The sequence below is a fragment of the Formosa bonchosmolovskayae genome, from assembly GCF_051016085.1.
Taxonomy (GTDB): Bacteria; Bacteroidota; Bacteroidia; order Flavobacteriales; family Flavobacteriaceae; genus Formosa.
In genome coordinates this window covers 3,982,479-4,005,921 of record NZ_CP174605.1, presented here as the reverse complement: position 1 = coordinate 4,005,921, position 23,443 = coordinate 3,982,479, and the positions used below count along the sequence as shown (strand labels likewise).

Below are 23,443 nucleotides of genomic sequence, written 5' to 3'. Positions count from 1 at the left end.
ATTATGAAAACATTTATTACAGATAATTTTCTTTTAGAAAATAAGTATGCCGAAGAGTTATATCATAACTATTCAAGTAAAATGCCGATAATCGATTACCATTGTCACTTACCTCCTAAAGACATAGTGAATAATACCGTTTTTGAAAACATCACTAAGGTTTGGATTAATGGCGATCACTACAAATGGAGAGCGATGAGAACTTTAGGAGTAGATGAAAAGTTTATAACAGGAAACAGTACTGATAAAGAAAAGTTTATGAATTGGGCCAATACGGTGCCATATACAATGCGAAATCCACTTTATCATTGGACTCACCTAGAACTATCAAGATATTTTGATATCAATGAATTATTAAATGAAAAGTCTGCAGAAGCCATTTATACAGAGGCATCTTCCAAATTAAATTCTGAGGCTTATAGCTGTAGAAATCTTCTGAATAAAATGAATGTAGAAGTGGTTTGTACCACAGAAGACCCTTTAGATAGTTTAGACTTACATGCAGAATATTTAAAGGATAAAACTGCAACGACTAAAATGAGTACGGCCTTTCGTCCAGACAAGGTTATATTAATTGGGGCAGATGATTTTAACTCGTATTTGGATAAATTAGCAATCGTTACAGGTGTTGAAATTAATTCTTACGATTCCTTATGCAATGCCTTAAGAAATAGAATTCAATATTTCCATGATCACTCCTGTCGCCTTTCGGACCACGGATTAAATCAAATTAATTTTGAAGACTTTACGGAAGCAGAAATTAAATCAATCTTCAATAAAAAGAGAAGTAACCAAACAATTACACTTAAGGAAATTAGACAATACGAAGGTGCAATTCTTTCCTTTTTAGCAGAAACTTATCATGAATTAGGTTGGGTACAACAATTTCACTTAGGTGCTTTAAGAAATAACAACCGTAGAATGTTAGCTCAATTAGGTCCAGATACTGGATGGGATTCTATTGGCGATTATTCTCAAGCAGAAAACTTATCTAAGTTTTTAAACGCTTTAGATACTAAAGATAAATTAACTAAGACTATAATCTACAACCTGAACCCTGCAGACAATGAAGTTATGGCTACCATGATTGGTAATTTTAATGATGGTTCTGTAAAAGGTAAAGTTCAATTTGGTTCTGGCTGGTGGTTTTTAGATCAAAAAGACGGGATGACAAAACAATTAAATGCACTTTCTAATATGGGATTAATTAGTTGTTTTGTTGGTATGTTAACGGATTCTAGAAGTTTTTTGTCATTTCCTAGACACGAGTATTTCAGAAGAATTGTATGTAATTTATTTGGACAAGAGATTGAAAAAGGTGAATTACCAAATGATATGGAATGGATTGGAAAAATCATAGAAGATATTAGCTATAATAACGCCAAAGAGTATTTTAAATTTTAATCACTGTTTATTTTAAATAATTATGAGTACAAAAGAATCAAAAAAACCAACCATGTATAGATGGACCATGTGCGGACTTCTATTCATGGCAACAACCATAAATTATTTAGACAGGCAAGTTCTTTCTTTAACCTGGAAGGATTTTATAGCTCCAGAATTTCATTGGACAAACAATGACTACGGTAATATAACCGCATTGTTTTCTATATTTTATGCTGTTTCTTTATTGTTTGCTGGTCGTTTCGTAGATTTTATGGATACCAAGAAAGGGTATCTTTGGTCGATAGGAATTTGGTCAGTAGGAGCTTGTTTACATGCTTTTGCAGGTATTGGAACTTCAGGCTATATAACAGGAGAATGGTTTGTAGGCTTTGAAGAAGCAAAAGAAATTATAGGAACTATTGGAGATACTGGTTTAGTTATGTCTGTAAGTGTAACTTTATTTGTGTTTGCACGTTTTGTTTTAGCTTTAGGAGAAGCAGGGAATTTTCCTGCAGCTATTAAAACTACGGCAGAATACTTTCCTAAGAAAGATAGAGCTTTTTCTACAAGTATCTTTAACGCTGGAGCCACTGTTGGGGCATTAGCAGCACCAATTACTATTCCTTTTGTCGCAGAAGCTTACGGTTGGGAGATGGCCTTTATTATTATTGGAGCTCTAGGTTTTATTTGGATGGGATTCTGGGTATTTATGTATCAAAAACCTGAAATACATCCTAAGGTAAATGCAGCCGAATTAGAATACATCCAACAAGATGATATTGCAGACAGTAAATTAGAAGGTTATGTTCCTGAAAGCTCTAAAAAGGTGTCTATACTAGAATGTTTTAAGTATAAGCAAACGTGGGCTTTTGTTTTCGGTAAATTCATGACAGATGGTGTTTGGTGGTTTTTCTTGTTCTGGACACCTGCATATTTAAGCTCGGTGTACGGTATGGATTCAACAGAAGCAGCTTTTCCATTATTTATACTTTATAGTATTACATTATTATCTATTATCGGCGGTTGGTTACCCACCTATTTTGTAGATAAAAAAGGAATGAATCCATATGAAGGAAGAATGAGAGCGATGTTAATATTTGCATTTTTCCCCCTGTTAGCTTTAATTGCTCAACCCTTAGGGCATTATACGTATTGGATTCCCGTAATTATTATTGGTATTGCCGGTGCAGCTCATCAAGCTTGGTCTGCAAATATCTTTACTACAGTAGGGGATATGTTTCCTAAAAAAGCTATTGCTACAGTAACAGGAATTGGTGGTTTAGCTGGAGGATTGGGATCAACAGTTATTAATAAAGGATCTGGAGTTTTGTTTGATTTCAGTGAAAGCACAAATATGGCATTTATGGGATTCAAGGGGATTGAAGCAGGGTATTTTATTATTTTTTCAATATGTGCTGTATGTTATTTAATAGGTTGGATTGTTATGAAAACATTAGTTCCTAAATATCGTCCAATAGTAGGTTTATAAAATATAGTCACTTAATCAATTATCAAAATTAATATGTCAACAGTAGAAAAACTAAATAGAAAAAAGATAGGTTTAGAAACTAAACTTCCTATAAAAGTCGTGCAATTTGGAGAAGGCAATTTTCTACGCGCCTTTGTAGATTATGCATTTCAAGAATTAAATAAAAAAGCAAATTTTAATGCAGGTGTTGCTGTAGTACAACCTATAGATCGAGGATTGGTTTCAATGTTAAACGATCAAGACGGATTGTATACACTTTTTATGAAAGGTATTAAGAATGGCCAAGAAACGCAAGAGCACGAATTAATTACTAATTTAGTAAAGTCTATAGATCCGTATAAAAGTTTTAAGGACTATTTAGAGCTTTCAAAGGAGGAGGAGTTAGAATTTATTATATCCAACACAACAGAAGCCGGAATTGCTTACGTAGAGTCAGATACTATGGGGATGCAACCTCCAAGTAGTTTTCCTGCGAAACTTACTGTACTATTATATGAGAGATTTAAATATTTTAATGGCGATGCTTCAAAAGGATTAACAATTATTCCTTGTGAGCTTATTAATCATAACTCAGAAACTTTAAAAGAAATCATTTTAAAATATATCGATCTTTGGAATTTAGAAAATGATTTTAAATCTTGGTTATTGGATCATTCTACATTTCATAGTACATTGGTAGATCGAATAGTACCGGGATATCCTAAAGATGAAATTGAAGACTATAACAAGCAACTGGATTATAAAGATAATTTAATTGTTTCCTCAGAAACATTCTTTTTATGGGTTATTCAAGGGGATGATAAATTAAAACAAAAATTACCTTTTGATAAGACCGATTTAAATGTCCTTATCGTAGATAATATGCAACCTTATAGAACACGAAAAGTGAAAATTCTGAATGGAGCACATACTGCTATGGTACCATTTTGTTTATTGTCTGGAAAAGAAACTGTAAAAGAATCTGTAGATGATAGTTTTACAGGGAAGTTTATTAAAGATACTGTATTTAATGAAATCGTTCCTACATTAGATATGGATAAGGAGGAATTAAGACAATTTGGAGAAGATGTATTCGACCGTTTCAGAAATCCATTCGTTAAACACATGCTATCTAGTATCGCTTTAAATTCTATTTCGAAATTTAAGGTACGTGTTTTACCAAGTTTGTTGGATTATATTAAAATTAACCATAAACTACCTATCCACTTAATGTTCTCTTTTGCTAGTTTAATTCGTTTCTATAAAGGAACTTGGAATGGAAATGCGCTTCCAATTAATGACGATGCAGATATTGTAAATACTTTTAAAGAGGCTTGGGCATTAAATGATTACCAGAAGACAGCAGATGCAATTTTATCTAATACTTCGTTTTGGGGTGAAGATTTAACTCAAATAAAAAACTTTTCAGAAGCAATAGTAGCGGCTCTTAAGGAAATAGACGAAAACGGTACTGAAGTTGGATTTAGTAATTTTAGTAAACAATTTTAATTTATTTTAAAAGGTAATCCCATGCAAAACAAGATAATAAAAGTACATGCAGATGATAATGTTGGAGTGGCACTTACTAACATTGCAGCTGGAGAAAAAATAACTTTAGACAGTATAGAGTACACGGCAATTAAAGACACCAAAGCCAAACATAAAATTGCTTTAAAACATTTTAATGTAGGCGACGAAATTTTAATGTACGGGGTATTAGTTGGAAAGGCTTCTCTTAATATTGAAAAAGGGGAAGTGCTTACTACAGAAAATGTAAAACATCAAAGTGCTAAAGTTTCTGGGAAAACAGAGTCTATTGGATGGAATCCTCCAAATGTAGATAAGTGGCGAGATAAAACTTTTATGGGGTATCATAGAGAAGATGGACAGGTAGGTACAGCAAATGTATGGTTGTTTTTTCCTCTAGTGTTTTGTGAAAATAGAAATATTGAAGTTTTAAAGGATGTATTCGAAAATGAATTGCTTCATAAAAACATAAACAAACATCGCTTATTATTAAGATCACTAGTTAGTGATTCTGGAGAGGAAGTCGAAGATGAGATAGAAGATACTAGAGTCTTTAAAAATATCGATGTCAAATTTATAACGCATCAAGGTGGATGTGGTGGAATTCGTCAAGATTCAGAACTTTTAGCAAAACTACTTGCGGGATATGTAAATAACCCGAATGTGGCTGGTGCAACAGTATTGAGCTTAGGCTGTCAGAATTTACAAATTCAAATTTTTAAAGATGCATTAGAGGCTATAAACCCTGTTCATAAAAAGCCCATTGTAATTTATGAACAGCAAAAGTCGGGTACCGTAGATGATATGCTAAAGGGCATTATTAAAGATTCTTACGAAGGCATCAAGAAAGCCAATAACATAGAACGAAAACCGGCATCTATTTCAAAATTAAAAATCGGATTAGAATGCGGTGGCTCAGATGGATTTTCAGGAATTTCTGCCAATCCAACATTAGGTCGAGTTTCGGATATTATGGCTGCTGTTGGTGGTACAGCAATTTTATCTGAGTTCCCTGAATTATGTGGAGTAGAACAAGAAATTGTAAACCGTTGCGTAAACGACGACGATGGGAAAAAGTTTTTGGCATTAATGAAAGCTTACGAAAAATCGGTAGTAGATGCGGGGTCTGGGTTCGATATGAATCCGTCTCCTGGTAACATAAAAGATGGTCTAATTACAGATGCGATGAAATCTGCTGGAGCTGCTAAAAAAGGTGGGTCATCACCAGTTGTAGATGTTTTAGATTATGGAGAATATGTTAACAAACCGGGTTTAAATTTATTGTGTACTCCTGGAAATGATGTGGAAAGTACGACGGCTATGGCAGGTTCTGGTGCAAATGTTATTTTATTTACAACGGGTCTAGGAACACCAACAGGAAATCCAATAACCCCTGTAATTAAAGTCGCTTCTAACTCGGAATTGGCTGAACGTATGCCTGATATCATAGATATAGATACTGGGGCTGTTATTCGAGGAGAAAAAGGTATTGAAGCCATGGGAGACACCATGATGGAGTATATTATAAAAATTGCAAGTGGTGAAATTCAATCGAAAGCAACAGCTTTAAATCAGAGTGATTTTATCCCTTGGAAACGTGGAGTATCACTATAATATTTTCCAAGGTAAGCGTGCAATGCAATAGAAAATGAAAAATATAATACAATATTAATTATCAGTATTAATCGTAAATCTATAAGTACTCAATTTTATTGAATGTGGAATTTCAGTATTTCATTTTAACTAAATCGTATGAAGAGAGGTTATAAGGGAATAAGGGTTATAATTTTTTTATGACGAACCAATAATAAAATTACAATTATTTAAATTATGTGGAATTTATTAAAATATTCAACAATCAATAAGATTTTATTAATACTAGTATTATTGGTCTCTTCCTGTAGTAGTGACAGTGATTCTGATGATGTACCAGATACCATTTTAGTGCAATCTATTCTTATTTTAGGAGAAGATATTACAGATGGCACTAGTTCCCAATTTACTGCTAGTATAACTCCCGTAGATGCAACAAATAGCGATGTAATTTGGACGGTGTCAGACGAAGAAGTGGCGTCTATATCAAATAACGGCTTACTAACCGCTGTAGATAATGGTTCGGTTGTGGTCACTGCAACAGCAGTAGATGGCTCGGGTATTTTTGTGTCAAAAACAGTTCAAGTTTCGGGAGTCGATGACAATGTAGATGGTATTATTGTACAAAGTTCCGAAGAAATACTTTTAGCATTAATAAATGCAAAGGCAGGAGATGCAATTTATATTAGGGGAGGTGTTTATAATTTTTCTAAAACTATTTCTATAGAAGCAGAAGGTACAGAAACCGATAGTATTTTTTTATTAGCATACCCTACAGACTCCGAAAGACCTGAATTTAATTTTTCTGCAATGTCCGAAAATTCATCTAATAGAGGAATTCAAGTAGAAGGGAGCTATTGGCATATTAAAGGTATAGATGTTTATGGGGCAGGTGATAATGGAATGTATATTACAGGAGACCGCAACACTATAGAGTTTTGTACGTTTAGTGAAAATTCCGATTCTGGACTTCAAATATCTGGTGGTGGAAGTAATAATTTAATCCTGAATTGTGATTCTTTTAATAATGCAGATTCTGGATTAGAAGATGCAGATGGTTTTGCGTGTAAGTTAGATGCCGGTACCGGTAATAAATTTGTAGGTTGTAGAGCTTGGCAAAACCTTGACGACGGTTGGGATGGTTACTTAAGAAATAATGATAATATTACTACTTACTACGAAAATTGTTGGGCATTTAAAAACGGATATCTAAAAGATGGAAGTGCAGGAGAGGGTGACGGAAACGGATTTAAAACAGGAGGTAGTGACAGTAAAGATTTAAAGCATAATGCTATTTTTAATAATTGTCTTGCAGTTGGTAATCTAGAAAAAGGGTTCGACCATAATAGTAATCGAGGTGAAGTTGAAATTTATAACTCGGCTGGTTACTCTAATGGAAGAAATAATTTCAACTTTAATAATGGTAATAACGTCAGTAAACTAACGGTTAAGAATTCAGTATCCTATGTTACAGGACGTGAATCTGATAAGTTCAATGGTCAAGCTACAGATATTACTAATAACTCATGGCAAAATGGGATTCAGGTAGATAATACGGATTTTACTAGCTTAGATATGGATCAACTTAGTAATTCTAGAAAAGCAGATGGTAGTTTGCCAGACATTACTTTTATGCACCTTAATGCGGAAAGTGATTTAATTGATGCAGGAGTAAACGTTGGATTAGAATTTAATGGATCGGCTCCAGATTTAGGTGCTTTTGAGTTTGAATAATTAACAAAGTTTATAACTAATTTATTTAAAGATTTAAGCATTGTGTATCTCCTTTAATCGTTTTAAAGTAAATGAAGTGTATTAAATTAAAAATTGGTCTAAGTTTAGTAAGCCTGTTACTTTCTATTTCAACTTGGTCTCAAGAGGATGAGGCGACTGAAATACTCAATGATGTCATAGATTGGCAAGTTTCAAAATTGATGACTACGGCATCAGAACACGTTAAAATATCAGGACATCCTAAATTAATAGATTCTCCATATGGTCAGGCGGTTTATTTTGATGGTATAGATTCAGCCTTGTTTTATGATAAGGCAGTTCTAAAGAATGCATCTTCATTTACTGTTGAAATGATTTTTAATCCTGACAAGACAGGAGAATTTGAACAACGTGTCCTGCATATAGGAGAAGTTTCAGGAGATAGAATGTTATTAGAAATTCGAGCATTAGATGAAGAGTGGTATTTTGATGGTTTTGTAAAGTCGGGATCACACAAACGAGCTTTAATAGACGAAACCTTAACACATCCTTTCGGTAATTGGTATCATGTTGCTTTTGTAGTAACACCAAATACATTAACAACATTTGTTAATGGAAAACAAGAATTAACAGAAGCTTTCACTTTTAAACCTATACAAACGGGACGGACGTCCATCGGGGTACGTTTAAACGAACGTTCTTGGTTTAAAGGTTCGATATATAGAATTAAAATTACGCCAACCATAATTACACCAAACCAATTTATAACGTATAAATAAACTTAAAACTATAAATTAAATACGCATGAAAATTAAATTATTTACAATTTGTTTGGCCGTAACAGCATTAGTAGCTACCAGTTGTAAGCAAACTGAAAAGTCGAATGCACAAGACACAAAGGTGGCTACAAGAAACTCTGATGTTTATGAAAATATTGAATTTGAAATGAATTTAATTCCCGAACCCAATATTCCAAACAACACCGTAAACATTAAAGATTTCGGTGCTGTAAACGATGGAGAAACTTTAAACTCTAAAGCTTTTGAGGAAGCAATTAATGCGGTTTCAGAAAAGGGAGGAGGAACTGTTATTATTCCTGCAGGAATTTGGTTAACAGGTCCAATTATATTGAAAAGCAATTTAGAATTACGTGCAGAACGCGGAGCAGTTATTAAGTTTTCTACAAACCGAGATTTGTATCCAATAATAGAAACAAGTTTTGAAGGTTTAGACACTTACCGTTGTATTTCACCTATCTATGGTAAAAATGTGGAGGATATTGCTTTTACTGGGCCAGGTGTATGGGATGGTTCTGGTGAAGCTTGGCGTTTAGTTAAGAAAAGTAAATTAACAGCTTCTCATTGGAAAAAATTAGTGGCGTCTGGAGGTGTTTTAAACGATAAAAAAGATGTTTGGTACCCTACAGAGAATTATAAAAAAGGAGCTCAAAATGCCGACCAAAATGTTCGTCATGACTTAAAAACTAAAGAAGATTTTGAAGGTATTCGTGATTTTTTACGTCCTGTTTTAGTAAGTATACAAAATAGTAAACGTGTGATGTTCGACGGTCCAGTGTTTCAAAACTCCCCTGCTTGGAACATTCACCCAATCATGGTTGAAGATTTAATTTTTAGAAATGTTACGGTTAGAAACCCTTGGTTTTCGCAAAATGGTGATGGTTTAGATGTGGAGTCTTGTAAGAACGTGATTATTGAAAACTCTAATTTTGATGTAGGCGACGATGCCATTTGTATTAAATCGGGCAAAGATGAAGATGGAAGAAATCGCGGAATTGCTTGCGAAAACATTATTATAAGAAATAATATAGTGTATCATGGCCACGGAGGTGTTGTGGTTGGTAGTGAAATGTCTGGAGGTGTAAAAAATATGCATGTCTCCAATTGTACATTTATGGGAACCGATGTTGGTTTGCGTTTTAAAAGTACACGTGGTAGAGGAGGTGTTGTAGAAGATATTTATATTTCTAATATTAACATGGTAGATATTCCTACAAACGCTATCTCTTTCAACTTGTACTACGGTGGAAAATCTGTAGCAGAGATGATGGCTGATGGTGGTATGGTGAATAATTCTGATAAATTACCTGTAACTGAAGAGACACCTCAGTTTAAAAACATATCAATTCGTGATGTTGTTATTAATGGAGCTCATCAAGCTGTGTTTTTACAAGGCCTTCCAGAAATGAATCTAGAAAATATTGAAATAAGTAATTTAACAATAAATAAAGCTAAAAACGGATTTGCTATTATTGATGCAAACAATGTGAAAATAGATAATGTAAAAATGGAAGTTAATAATAAAAATGTAATTAATATCCTTAACACAAAAAACGTGACAATCTCTAATATCGATTTTAATTCTACTGAAACTGATGCGATTCAGATTGGTGGTTCAGAAAGTGAAAATATAGAACTAAAATCGTCGGATAATACAGATTTATCTAAACGAACAACAATTGGTAAACAAGTTAAAGAAGGAAGTGTGAAACTGTAGAATTTCTCTTTTTTCTATTCTAAAACTCGATAATATATAAAGCGTATGTTATCGAGTTTTTTATTTAAACCTCATAAAATATTTTAAAATGAAAATAATAAAAAGTCACATTTTACTAAGTTTTATCTTTATTTTTACTATGTATTCATCTATAGTAGAAGCACAGCAATTGGATACTAAAGTTGAAATACTTGCTAGAATTCAAGCCCCTACATTTCCAGAACGCACCTTTTCTGTCTTAGATTTTGGTGCCAGTCCAGATTCAGGAAGAGATTCCAAACCTGCTTTCGATAGAGCTATTTTAGCCTGTAAGGCAGCAGGAGGCGGACATGTAATAGTTCCTAAAGGTGACTATTTTTTAGAAGGCCCTCTACATTTGGAGAGCAATCTTAATTTGGTTTTAAAAGCAGGCTCAACGCTTCGTTTTAGCTCTAATCCAAATTCGTATCCTAATGTACTAACAAGTTGGGAAGGCACAATTATTTATAATTATAGTCCATTTATTTATGCATATCAAAAAGAAAACATAGCGATTACGGGAAGTGGTACAATAGATGGTGAATCGGCCAAAACCTTTGCAAAATGGCACGGAAAACAAAAAACCGATCAGTTGTTAACTAGAGAAATGAATCATAAAGGAATCCCTTTCTCTGATCGTCAATTTGGTAAAGGTCATTTTTTAAGACCCCAACTTATTCAATTTTTCGAATGTAAAAATATTTTAATGGAAGATGTTCATATTGAAGATTCTCCGTTTTGGTGTGTTCATTTATTAAAGTGCGAAAATGCCACTTTAAGAGGATTAAGTTACGATGCACAAAACAAAAATAACGATGGTATAGATCCTGAATATTCAAAAGATATTTTAATAGAAAATATAACATTTAATAATAACGACGATAATGTTGCAATAAAAGCAGGTCGTGATCATGAAGGGCGTGCAATGAAAATGCCAACCGAAAACATAATAATAAGAAATTGTCATTTTAAAGGCCTACACGCTGTCGTTATAGGTAGTGAAATGTCGTCAAACGTAAGAAATATTTTTGTTGAAAATTCTGATTATACGGGTTATGTTAAACGCGGAGTATATATAAAATCAAATCCAGATCGAGGCGGTCAAATTTCCGATGTTTTTGTAAACAATGTTGAATTCGGAAACGTTTTAGATTGTTTTATGATTACATCAAATTATCATAATGAAGGTGCAGGGTTTCCAACGCGTATAAAAAATATTAATCTAAATAATTTGAAGTGTAAAAGGGCGGAAAATTATGGGGTTTATATAAAGGGACATCCTTTAAAAAAGGTACAAGATATAAATATTAAAAATATGACTGTAGATGAAGTTGGTCGCGATGTTTTTGTCGATTTTGCGGATGATATTAGTTTTAAAAACCTTGAGATTAACGGGAAGGTAGTGAAAGCAAATCTAGAAAAGTTAAAAGAAAATCCATCTACAGAATACGATTATTAATAGATTTTAATCCTCAAATCGAGGTCATAATTAGGGTGAAATATTTTAGTAAAGATAGGATTTGTTAAAACGAAAAGTATTTCAAAAAAACGAACTTGTCGGTAAAAAGCAATAAAAGCACCTAAATATGAAGCCATATACTTGCCAAAAAAAAACTAAGCTTTTATATAATATAGAAGCTTAGTTTAAATTATTAAAAGATCGTTTTTCTTAATTTGAAAAGCAATTTATTTAAGTGTCAATATACTATTTGCATATACTTCGATGTTCGAATAGTTAGAATCCAGGGTGTTCAAATTTCCATCTTCAACATTCGGATTTAATTTATGTTTCGATTCCCATACATCTGGAATTCCATCTTGATCGGTATCTTTTAGTGGTTTATTAGATTTTAATATAGGCCATCCATCTACATAATCTTGGGAGTTTATAATACCCTTATTGTAATCTGCTTGACCAGTTATAGTATTCTTTACCACTCTTAAATCTACAGCATCTCGAAAGGTATTTAAACCAGCTTGCTTTAAAACCTGATTAAAAGCCTCTTGCGCAGAGGTTGTATTTACATTGTCATTTATAGGAATCATACTATTCAATTTGGTTAGCTCAGGGTTTTCACATTGTACACCACCATCCCAATTGTTTTCTGTTATATCTTTGAAATTATCTACATAATTATGGTTGACATAAAATTTACCATAAGGTTTAGAAGGACTTACTATTCTGTTTAATTTAGATGATGTTGTTGCTGGGCCAGCTTTAAAATAGTTGTTTACAATATTATAGGTTCCTGATTCACCACCATAAATACTGTTTTCACCCCAATTGTAAATGACATTATTTCTAAAATCTACAAATTCATTTTCAGAATTTTTAGTAGTATTAGAGCCACTAAATCGAGGATTTCTACTGTTGTTACTAGTTATAAGGTTATGGTGGAAAGATGCATTAATACCTCCCCAGATTCCGCCGTATCCATGTGCTCCTTTATGGTGAACAGATCTGTTTAATGCTTCGGATATAATACACCATTGTAGGGTGAAATTTTTATTGTTATAAAACGATGCGTTTTCATCAGTTCCCCAGCTAATAGAACAATGATCTATAATAACATTATAAGTGTTTCTACACCCTAGAGCATCACCTTCTATTTTGTTGATGTCTCCCATTCTAAATCGTAAATAACGAATGATTACATTATCTGATTTTATAGTTACTGGATAGCCTTTTAAAGTAATCCCATCACCAGGTGCTGTTTGTCCTAGTATGGTTAAATCACCGTTGTTAATATCCAAGTGTCGTTCAAGTGCTATGGTTCCAGAAACTTCAAAAACTATTATTCTAGGCCCACTTTTTAGAATCCCTTTCCTTAAACTCCCTTCGCCTTGATCGTTTAAATTGGTTACTTTATAAATTAGGCCACCCCGTCCACCGGTTGTATACTTACCGAAACCTTCAGCAGTAGGGAATGCGAGTTCTTGTGCATTTAAGTGGTTAAAAAGAATAATTGAAATAATAAGTAATATGTGTTTATGATGTGTCATATATCTGTTTTTATGATCCTTTTTAAGCACAAAGAGGTATATTAAATTAATATACCTCTTTGTAAAAATGAAATCAATTAGTAAATGTTATTGTAACCAACGTGGATCACCGATATTTTTATCGATTAATGTTTGCGTTGTTACTTTAAAGTTTCCGCTTGCTGCATCTTCAAATCCAGGATCTAAAGTTTCATATGTATTAGTATTGTCGTATCGTGCTACTGATTCATCATAAAGTGTAGGAGCGTTAAAGTAATTATTATTGTCGAAAGTTATAGTTTCATCTGTAGCCGAATTATCGGAGTAGCCTTCTACTGCGGTATCTGTAATTAAATTATTTCGTGAAGTAATATCGTTTGATACAAATCTCACATAAAAAATTCTATTGCTAGATGTATTACTTATACCATATAGTGTGCAATTTTCTAGAAGGATATTACAGGTTTTCCCTGTGTTATTAGAATTTCCAGCAGCATCGATTCTTAAAAAATCTCTACTAGTCGCACAGTTGTTAAACGTACTGTTAGTTATACTTATGTTTAAAACATCTGAGTTTCTAAAATCTATAAAGTCTCCACCACTTGTAATTACATTTGTCACTATACAATCGTCTATAATTAAGTTGTTTAATATGGCGCCTGTTTCATTTCCAGCAACAAAAGAACGGTTATAGGTATGAATATTACATCCTTTAATTTGAAGAGATTCAAAATTTCCTACATCACTATACCTAACGACATCTGTTAATTCTGTGCCAACATCTCCCGTTAAATCTAAATCAATTAAACTGATATCTGTTGCTCCCGTAACTACTGAAAAACTAACCTTTAGCTTAGGTTTGTCGAAGCTTTTTAGGCCTTGAATAGTAATTGGTTTATCAATTTCTATAGTTCCAATTTGTGCGGTATAATCTCCATCTAAAATAATTATTGCGCCTGCATCTGCATCGGCGATCACTTGAAATAAATCTTCTTCTGGAGTTACTAAAATACCATCGCCTAAATCTATTCCAGTAGTAAATGTTATGTTACCTCTAACTACAGTATTATCTAAAAGTTGAGCTGTATATTCTGTTTCACTATCTAGGTTCGAAATCACTGCTATCCCATCTGTAATTTCTTGAGCAGTTAATTCGTGTGCGATATTTCCTGGTTGTAAAACAATTTTAGTAACCGCACTATTTGGTACCCATCTAAGCATGACTTCGGTAGCTAGTACATCTCCATCTTCTTGAGCTAAGAATAATTGTTGTGTTAATGTTCTTGCTGTAGTTACTGCATAGGTAGATTCGTCTAGTCCTCGGTTGCTAATAGCCTTTACTCTTATGCTATACAGTGTTTCTCCTTCAAGAGGAAGTGTGTAAGGTACCTGATTTGGAGCAACCTCAGTTGTACTTACGATATTATCAAAGAGTAGAGAATCTTTACTTGCCTCTACGACATAATATTCAATGATTTCTTCTTCTGTTGTCCAATTAAGTTCTACATTAGTTTGGTTTCTTATTATACTTGAAAGTTCAACAGGAGCGAACTCTCTGCTTATATCTAGCTCTTCAATTAGATCTTCATGAGGGGTACAACTTGCAAAAGCAACAAGTAAAGTAGCGAAGACTAAAACCGAATTATATATATATTTTGTATTCATAATTTATAGTTTCTTAGTTTATTAAATTCTAGTATCCATAATCGTTAACTAATAGACCATTACTACCGTCAATAAAGACTTGCCAAATTGGCCATAATTGTCGGTTATCTGGGTCTAAACCTGGTTTGAAAATAAAATCAATATCTGCTTCTTCAATAACATCCCAAGATTTTGCAGAGTATTCTGGTCCAGGGTTTTGATCTTCACCGCGTTCTAAGCCATAAATATCTAAAGTTTCTCCGTCTTCTTGGTATTTGTAATATAGAGTTGTTGGAACATCTGCATATTCTCCAGTACGGTTACTAAGGTTTGTCATTTTCTCTTTGGCTTCAGCTAAGTTTTCACCTAGTAAATTCCAACGAATTAATTGTTGTTTTCGTTCCATCTCTCCCGTAAACTCGAATTTATTTTCTTTAATTATAGCATCTAACATTCCACTTTTGCTAGTTAAGTTACTTACATAATTATCTACTTTTTCTGCGTGGACTGCACTTGGGAACGCTCTCATTCTAATTTCTTTGAGGTATGGGGCAGCAGCTGTAGGACCTTTTAATTCATTAGAAGCTTCCGCCGCAATGAGCAGGACTTCTGCATAACGCATATAGATTTTGTTCACACCATCATCGTTTGTAGAGGTTACTATTCTGTCCATCCACTCGTAACGGTATTTACCAAAGTACCAAGAATCTATATTTGTTAATTCTTGTTGTGCAAATCCGTCTATAGGATTACCATATTCATAAGGTACACAGGTAACATCTCTACGTGTATCATCTTTATCGTAATCATAGAACACAGTTGCTAATGGTCCTGCAGAACCTCCTCTAGGTTGCTCAGTGTGTTGATCTGCCCCACGGTGTCTTACCGCAAAAGAAAATAATACGCGACCACGACCTGCGGCAAATGGAATTTCCCATAAAGATTCTACTCCTGCAGTAAGTTTTTCCTGATTATAACTTCTCCAGAAACCTTCAAACGAAGGGTTTAAATGTGCTTTACCGCTAGCAATAACATCTTCTGCTTCATTTAAAGCCAAAGTATACATATCTTGAACCGATAATTCTGGATCGTTACTTCTTCTTACTCCATCAGGGTATTGTTGGAATCCAGCTGCAACCATTGCTATTCTTGCTCGTAGAGATTTTACAAATGCTTTATTTATACGCTCAACAGAAGATGTATATGCACTTTCATTTGGCCAAGCCACTAAATCTGTTGCATCTCCAAGGTCTGAAAGGATTTGTTTGTAAATAATATCTCTATTGGATTTTGGTAAATAGATTGTTTCACTAGTTATAGGTTCAAATCTTGCAGGAACATCTCCCCAAGTTTTTACTAAATCGGCATAGTATACTGCTCTTAGTGTTAAAGCTTCTCCTAATAGTTGTCCAAGATCAGATCCTGGTTCTGGATTTCCGTAAGTTCTTAATCCTCTAATACAAATATTTGCGCGTTCAATACCTTGATACATCATTGCCCACACATTTCTATCTCTATTCATGTCTGAATTCGTAGGTGTAGCGTCGTAATGAAACAGTCCACTTCTGGAACTAGTAGAAGAAGAGCTATAGTTGTATTCTGTATCTGTGTTAAATCCATAGTATGGAATAAAACGACCTCTATATGAGTCAGTTTGTCCCATGGGTTCTAAGATTCCATCTATGGCTCCTTTGGCAAGGTCGGGATTCGAAAATATTACCGATTCGTCTAATGATGATTCAGCTTCTGTATCTAGAAAATCTCCATCATTCTGACAGGACGTAAACAAACAATTCACTGCTATAAATAGTCCTAAAATTATTATTCTTTTTTCCATCTTTAAAAAAATGTGTTGTTAAAAATTAAGGTTTAAACCTAAAACTACTTGTCTACTTCTTGGGTACGGAGAATAATCTACTCCTGGAGTTAAAGGTGTTTGTCTTCTTGTAGATACTTCAGGATCTAAGCCTGAATAATTAGTCAAGATAAATAAATTTGATCCTGTTGCATAGAATCTTAATTTTGTAATACCTGTTTTTTCCATAAGATGGTCTGGAATGGTGTAGCCCAAAGTTAAAGTGTTTAATCTTAGGTAAGAACCATCTTCTACAGCCCAGTCACTAAACACGTAATTTTGCATAAACGGAGACCACATAGTTGTGTTTTCATTCATTGCTTGAAGTTGTGCAGGGTCTGTAACTAGAGTTCCTGTTGTTGGGTCTAGGTTAGTCCATCGTTTACCGTCTTCCATTTGTGTACTTAAGTTTCGGTATTGTCCATTTTGATTAGATGTTGTGAATTCAATTTTATTTGCATTGTAAACGTCACTTCCTACACTAAAGTTAAAGTTAGCAGAAACATCAAATCCATATGCATAGCCATTTAATACAAAACCTCCTGTAAAATCAGGGTTGGCATCACCAATAATATCATTATCATTAATATCAACAATACCATCGTTATTAATATCTTTTAATTTCATGGTACCAGGTAATATTTCTCCAACAACTGCAGATGCGTCTGCGACATCGTCTAGTAAGGTATAAGAACCGGTCATTGCATCGTAATTAAAGTCTGAAACTTCATAACGTCCAGCATTCTGGTAACCATACATTAAACCAATTGGTTGTCCCACTTTAACAAAGTAGTCTACGCCGATCTGAGAAGACGCCCAGTTGGTATTCACACCAAAATCGTCCATGATGCCTAAAGAATTTACTTTATTTTTATTCATGGCGACATTAAAGTTAAAATTAAGACCGTACTTTTCTTTTTCTAAGGCAATAATATTAAGTGTGGCCTCTAAACCCGTATTTTGAATTTCCCCCATGTTACGGTATTGAGCTTCGTATCCAGTACCCGGCGTTGGAAATTTTATTAATAAATCTTGGGTTAAGTTTTTATAAGCCTCAAAAGATCCGCTTAATCTTCCGTTAAAGAACCCGAAATCCAATCCTAAATTTTGAGAGATTGTAGTTTCCCATTTTAATTCTGGATTAAATAATACACTTGAGGCCGACCAATAGTTGTCTACATCATTGATATAAGCTGTGTTTGAAGATTCAAAAGTTTGAACCATCTGTCCAGAAGGGATGTTGTTGTTACCTACCTCACCATAACTTACTCTAAACTTTAAGATATCTACCCAAGATGAATCTTCAAGGAAGGCTTCTTCTGATAATTTCCAAGCTAATGCTGCAGAAGGGAAATAACCCCAACGGTTATCACCTAAGAACTTACTAGATCCATCCATACGGTATGTTGCAGTTAAAAGGTAACGGTCTTTATAGTCGTAGTTAACACGTCCAAAAAATGATAATAATTTATCTTCTGGACTATAGTAGTTATCTACCGATAATGGCACTCCTTGAGTTGTTAAATTTTGAGTTGCTTGAAAATCGAAATCTGATGGAAATCCTTGAATTTCACTCGTCACTCGGTTGTCTTTAGAAATAATCATTTCTTGCCCGACTAATACTTTTATTCCATGATCTTCTCCTACGTATTTATTCATGTCGAAGTTTAAAGTGTTAGCATTTCTAAAACTTTCTCTTTTTCTGTCAGTGATTTTAATTGCTGGTTTCCCTTGGTTTTCTGCTGCAGGTCTGTTATTTGCATAATACGTAGATCGTCCATAGAACCGATAGTCTTGATCTAAAGTATTGTTTAAACCAATATCAGATTTAAAATCTAAATTGTCCAATATATGCCATGTAAAGCTACCTAGCATATTAAAGTTTTTTCTTAGTTGTGTTCTTTGATTGTCGTCAACAGCTACAAAAGGGTTTACTAAATAACTTGATATAGCTTCGTCTGTATTTGTTGTTGTTAACCCAGGAAGAGGGATAGGAGAATAGCCTACACTATGTCTTAGTCTAGCATCAGCGGAAGAGACTTCGTTTTGTTCGTTAGCCCCACCACCATTAATTTCGGTGTCTGCGTATCTCATGGTAAACGAGAGATCTACTTTGTCGCTTGCTTTACTTTTTAAAGCTAAGGCTAGGTTGTTTCTTTTAAAGTTAGAACCTATCATTATAGCTTTTTCATCATATAAAGCATAGTTGAAATTGAAGTTTATTTTATCGGTACCTCCTCTAACAGACAAGTCGCGACTTTCTACTTCACCAGTTTCACCATAAATTTGTCTTTGCCAATTATTACCCTTCATACCAACATATTGATCGTAATCTTGATACAATCCGAAATAGCGTTCGTAGTTTTTTGGTTCTCCGTCCATAAGTGCATACTCATATTGCCATTTTACAAAATCTTCTGGATCCAATACATCAATGGTATTAGCAATTTGCTTCATACCATAAAACGTATTAAAGTTTACAGAAATTTTACCTGGTTTTCCTCCTTTAGTAGTAATAATTACTACTCCATTTGCTCCTCTAGAACCATAAATAGCAGTAGAAGATGCATCTTTTAATACAGAAATGTTTTCAATATCGGTAGGAGAGACATCGTTCATACTATTCACAGGGAATCCGTCTACAATAATTAAGGGCGAACTATCTCCTGTTAAAGACCCTGCACCACGAACACGGATTGTCATTTCGGAGTCAGGAGACCCTTCGGAAGAAATAACTTGTACTCCAGCCATACGTCCAGTTAAACTTTCAGCTAGATTCGAAACGGGTTGCTTCCTCACATCTTCACCTCCTAAAGTTACCACAGAACCTGTTAGGTCCGATTTTTTAGCAGTACCATAACCAATAACAACAACTTCGTCCAATACCTCTTGGCTTGGCTGTAGTTCAATGTTGATGATTTTTCTACCAGAAATATTTACTTCTTGGGGAAGAAACCCTGTATAAGAAAACACTAAGGTGTTAGATGTGTTTTCAGTTTCAATAGAAAAGTTACCATCAAAATCCGTAGTGGTTCCTTTGGTTGTTCCTTTTAGTAAAATTGTAGCCCCTATTAGAGGGCCTCCAAGTTCTCCATCTGTAACTGTACCATTTACAGTTATTGATTGAGCTTGTAAAAGTGTTGTGGTTAATACTAGTATTGCTACCAGAATTAACGATCTAGATTTTTCCAAAGAACTTTTCTTGGTGTATCTTCTTGCAACACGGAAGAATAAAAATTCAATTGACTTGTTTCGCATAGAAATAATTAGTTAGAATGATAGTTAATATTTGTTTGTAATCGATTGCACAAATATATGACGCGTATTTATAAATACATAATTTTTTGTTAAAAATATCTTATTGTTATTAATTAATAGCCTGTAATATAGAATTATAATAAAAATGACTAATTAATGAGACTTATGATTGATTTTATTTGGATGTAATATATTCTTAATATACATAATTATAATTGCGTAATTATTGGTAAATATTACTATAATGTGTAAATAATTTAAATAATTATTAGGTTTTGAAAATGTTTGCGTTAATTTAGTAATCGATTACATTAATTATTAACATTTTAAAACTTATTAAAGATGAAAAAAAAACTACTTTCAATTGTTTTACCTCTATTGCTATTCTCTGTAATGGTAAACGCTCAAACTAAAGTTTGGGATTTTGGTGGAGACCCGGCTTATACTAGTCAAGAACAAATAGAACTATGGCCTGTAGCGCCTTTTTATGCTGCTGAAAATCAGACAGTGGAAAGAGATAGGCTGTTTTTAGTAGGTGATGATGATGGAGATAAATTTGGTCAAATAGAAAACTCTGGTGGTAAAACTTGGGATGCAGATTCAGATGATGAATATACGGCTGTAAATCGATTTAAGTTTAATGGAGGCTCGGGTATTACCGATGCTATGCCTAGTATTAGCTACTTGTATTTTCCTGTTACTGGTGAGGTAAATGTTAAGGTGTGGTTTAGATCTGGTAGTAGTAGTGCTGATCGTACAATTTATATTTCGGATGGAGTAAATGTTTTAAATTCCTTTGATGCGATTGTAGATAATACAGATGCTGAAACTTTAACCGCTAATTATACTGGTGATGAAGGAAACATCTATATTTATAATTCAAATTCTTTCAATTTATATAAAGTTGAAGTTACAGGACCGGGTGCTGAAGATTTAACACTTGGTATTGATAGCCGAGACTCTATTGTATCAGCAAACATAGATGCTATTGGAAATAAAATAAACATTTCTAATGTGAAAAGTAAATCCATTATTAATGTATATAATATTACAGGTGCTTTAGTTAAAACGCTAACTGTGAAAAGTGATTCTAGTTTTTCTTTAAGAACAGGTCTTTACATCGCAACTGTTAAAACTGCTGAGGGTCAGAAATCTGTAAAATTCTTAGTGAATTAGTTTAATTGCTCATTAATATCGCTGGTCCAAAATAAACCATACATAATATTAATGAGGTGATGTGGTAAATTAAACCTGAATAAAAGATCAAATGTTCAGGTTTTTTGATTTAAAGCATTTCGTTGGTTCATTTAGGTTGGAGTTAGGATCGTATTTGGTAAAGATGGTCTATTGTAGTTGAAAATCTTAATGGCATTTCTATTTAAATTAGTTTTCAACTTTAAATCAATGTTATGTTTAGCTATAGCAAATCCCTGTTTAAAAATATCATTTAAACGTTCTATGATGGTATTTTCGTAAGGACCATATTGTTCGGTCATACTAACTTTTATAAAATCATCGTTTCATACTTTTTGATAGTAATCAGAATAATATTGTAGGTCTCTGTCAGAGTGGGGTATCAAATTATGATATCTATTTCCAAAGCTAATATTGAATCATAAGTATTTAAGTTATAACCCATGTTATAACCAGCAACCTGGGATTTTAATTTTTCTCACATCAATATTGTAGTCTTTTTCAACCATATTGACTATCGTATCAAAAAAAATAGATTATTTATCAGCTCATGTTTTCTGTTTTTCTAAAAGCTTTACTTGTACTTTTAGATCTAATATACGTTGTTCTGAAGTTTTAGACATAATCGAGGGTAATTGATGTTAGCAATCAAAATTACCAGATTTTTTTAAAATCTATTAATTGTAGAACTTTATTGAATACCAATTAGTCTTGAGCTTGACGTTTAGATAGAAAGCCTTGTTTGACTTCTTTCACAACTTCTAACTTAAAAGAAATTGAGTAATCTTTTTGGGTGCCCTTCGTATTCCCAGAATTTTCTGATGTTTTCATCGCACTATGACTCTAGTGTATTGCTATTTTGGGATCGTACAAAGAGTTTTAATAAAAACTGAATGAAACCAAAAATTGTTTAGCTTTAATTTTTATATGATTTTGTCAATAGGTTTAATTAGTAATAAATACACTTTAAAAGCCTTTAGATATTTGTAAGCCATTTTTGTTAAAAGTCAATAAGTTTTACTTTTTTTTTATTTTTTTTTCTAGTTTTTTACATGAAGATTCTCTAATTATTAATTGAGGAGTAAGTTGTACTTTCTTTTCAATTTTCATAGTATTATCTTTTATTTGTTCAAGAAATACAAGGGCTGCTGTTCGTCCCATTTCTACCGTACATTGATCCACAGTGCTCATGCTCAGTTCCATAAATTGAGTAAAAGGTTCGTTACTAAAACCAACAACACAAAAATCTTCAGGAATTTTATAACCTTTTTCCTTTAGGCGTTGTATAGCTCCAAGAGCAACATAGTCACTGGAAGAAAATATGGCATCTGGTGGAGTTTCAAGAGTTAATAATTCATCAACGGCTTGGTGTCCTCCTTCAATATCATTCTTAGATTTAATCAAATAGTCAGGATTGAAACTTATTCCAGCAGCTTTTAGGGCTCCTTTATATCCGTGACATCTGTTTCTATAAATTTCTAACGTAGTATCACCCGAAATATGGGCAACACGTTTGCAACCTTGATCTAACAAATGTTTAGTAGCGTCAAACCCACCTTGATAATCATTAATTGTAACACTATTTACATTTTCCATGTCAAAGCGTCTATCAAAAAAGATTAGAGGAATGTTTGAATTTAAAACGCGATTAAAATGGGTATTGTTTGTTGTGAATTTTGATACAGACATTAATATGCCGTCGACTTGTGCATTTAAAAGCGTATTAATTGTATCAATTTCTTTTTGTTCGGTTTCGTGTGTCTGGCAAATAATTACATGATAACCTCTAGGGTAAAGCTCGTCTTCAATACCACGAATAATTGATGAGAAGAAGCTACGGTTTATATAAGGAACAATAACACCTACATTATTACTTTTTCCACTTTTAAGAGCCAGGGCTAGTTTGTTTTGTTTATAATTCATGGCTTTGGCTGTTTTCATAACCAATAGCCTAGTAGCTTTGCTAATTTTAGGATTATCGTTCAAAGCTCTTGACACTGTAGCAGCTGTGATATCTAGCTTTTTAGCGATATCGTAAATGGTAACTTTATCATTCATATTACAAGTTTAAGAATAAATTTATAATTGGAGGTAATTCATATAATTTATTTAAAGTTATCGATTGCATGTGTCGCTATCTTTTTAAGTAAATTCAGAATTAAATAAATATAATGTAAAAATATGTATGTATAAATAGTATAATTTCTTTAAATAGCAGATTAAATTATGGTATTTGTAATATTTGTTTAAATTAATTTGTTTATATCATCTAATTGTTTAAATTCGTGCAA

The 23,443-nt window shown here is 33.3% G+C and carries 16 protein-coding genes; 9 read left to right on the top strand and 7 right to left on the bottom strand.

Going from position 1 to position 23,443, the window contains the following annotated elements; genetic code table 11:
* Positions 1–3 precede the first annotated feature (3 nt).
* From uxaC to ACKC83_RS17135, 8 genes are all read left to right on the top strand, one after another.
* Entirely contained in the window at positions 4–1,404 is a 1,401-nt protein-coding gene (uxaC, locus tag ACKC83_RS17170; RefSeq protein WP_434036488.1) for a glucuronate isomerase, read from the top strand.
* A 22-nt stretch (positions 1,405–1,426) separates the two neighbouring features.
* Positions 1,427–2,875: an MFS transporter gene (locus ACKC83_RS17165; protein WP_434036487.1), complete on the top strand. Its 1,449-nt coding sequence runs from the start codon at positions 1,427–1,429 to the stop codon at positions 2,873–2,875.
* Between the two features lie 33 nt (positions 2,876–2,908).
* Complete coding sequence (locus ACKC83_RS17160) at positions 2,909–4,363, top strand: tagaturonate reductase (RefSeq protein ID WP_434036486.1); 1,455 nt, start codon at positions 2,909–2,911, stop codon at positions 4,361–4,363.
* 21 nt (positions 4,364–4,384) lie between these two features.
* A complete protein-coding gene (locus ACKC83_RS17155; RefSeq protein ID WP_434036485.1) occupies positions 4,385–5,995 on the top strand; it encodes a UxaA family hydrolase in 1,611 nt (536 codons plus the stop codon).
* A 216-nt stretch (positions 5,996–6,211) separates the two neighbouring features.
* Entirely contained in the window at positions 6,212–7,708 is a 1,497-nt protein-coding gene (locus tag ACKC83_RS17150; protein WP_434036484.1) for a right-handed parallel beta-helix repeat-containing protein, read from the top strand.
* A 71-nt stretch (positions 7,709–7,779) separates the two neighbouring features.
* On the top strand, positions 7,780–8,466 hold the full coding sequence (locus tag ACKC83_RS17145; RefSeq protein ID WP_434036483.1) for a LamG-like jellyroll fold domain-containing protein: 687 nt from the start codon (positions 7,780–7,782) through the stop codon (positions 8,464–8,466).
* 25 nt (positions 8,467–8,491) lie between these two features.
* Entirely contained in the window at positions 8,492–10,201 is a 1,710-nt protein-coding gene (locus ACKC83_RS17140) for a glycosyl hydrolase family 28 protein (RefSeq protein ID WP_434036482.1), read from the top strand.
* An 88-nt stretch (positions 10,202–10,289) separates the two neighbouring features.
* Entirely contained in the window at positions 10,290–11,678 is a 1,389-nt protein-coding gene (locus tag ACKC83_RS17135) for a glycoside hydrolase family 28 protein (RefSeq protein ID WP_434036481.1), read from the top strand.
* Positions 11,679–11,905: 227 nt separating this feature from the next.
* Here the strand turns inward: ACKC83_RS17135 and ACKC83_RS17130 are convergent, their stop codons facing one another.
* From ACKC83_RS17130 to ACKC83_RS17115, 4 genes are all read right to left on the bottom strand, one after another.
* Complete coding sequence (locus ACKC83_RS17130) at positions 11,906–13,222, bottom strand: pectate lyase family protein (protein ID WP_434036480.1); 1,317 nt, start codon at positions 13,220–13,222, stop codon at positions 11,906–11,908.
* A gap of 87 nt (positions 13,223–13,309) precedes the next feature.
* The gene (locus tag ACKC83_RS17125) at positions 13,310–14,866 is read right to left on the bottom strand and encodes a DUF5123 domain-containing protein (RefSeq protein WP_434036479.1); all 1,557 of its coding nucleotides are present in this window, start codon (positions 14,864–14,866) and stop codon (positions 13,310–13,312) included.
* Between the two features lie 28 nt (positions 14,867–14,894).
* The gene (locus tag ACKC83_RS17120; RefSeq protein ID WP_434036478.1) at positions 14,895–16,682 is read right to left on the bottom strand and encodes a RagB/SusD family nutrient uptake outer membrane protein; all 1,788 of its coding nucleotides are present in this window, start codon (positions 16,680–16,682) and stop codon (positions 14,895–14,897) included.
* Positions 16,683–16,700: 18 nt separating this feature from the next.
* On the bottom strand, positions 16,701–19,958 hold the full coding sequence (locus ACKC83_RS17115; RefSeq protein ID WP_434036477.1) for a SusC/RagA family TonB-linked outer membrane protein: 3,258 nt from the start codon (positions 19,956–19,958) through the stop codon (positions 16,701–16,703).
* Positions 19,959–20,300: 342 nt separating this feature from the next.
* Here ACKC83_RS17115 and ACKC83_RS17110 point away from each other — a divergent pair, with 342 nt between their 5' ends.
* Positions 20,301–21,134 (top strand): T9SS type A sorting domain-containing protein, encoded by an 834-nt coding sequence (locus ACKC83_RS17110; protein ID WP_434036476.1) that lies wholly within the window; start codon positions 20,301–20,303, stop codon positions 21,132–21,134.
* A gap of 131 nt (positions 21,135–21,265) precedes the next feature.
* Here the strand turns inward: ACKC83_RS17110 and ACKC83_RS17105 are convergent, their stop codons facing one another.
* From ACKC83_RS17105 to ACKC83_RS17095, 3 genes are all read right to left on the bottom strand, one after another.
* Positions 21,266–21,454 (bottom strand): hypothetical protein, encoded by a 189-nt coding sequence (locus tag ACKC83_RS17105; RefSeq protein ID WP_434036475.1) that lies wholly within the window; start codon positions 21,452–21,454, stop codon positions 21,266–21,268.
* 403 nt (positions 21,455–21,857) lie between these two features.
* The gene (locus tag ACKC83_RS17100; protein WP_434036474.1) at positions 21,858–21,983 is read right to left on the bottom strand and encodes a hypothetical protein; all 126 of its coding nucleotides are present in this window, start codon (positions 21,981–21,983) and stop codon (positions 21,858–21,860) included.
* A gap of 186 nt (positions 21,984–22,169) precedes the next feature.
* The gene (locus tag ACKC83_RS17095) at positions 22,170–23,210 is read right to left on the bottom strand and encodes a LacI family DNA-binding transcriptional regulator (RefSeq protein WP_434036473.1); all 1,041 of its coding nucleotides are present in this window, start codon (positions 23,208–23,210) and stop codon (positions 22,170–22,172) included.
* Positions 23,211–23,443 lie beyond the last annotated feature (233 nt).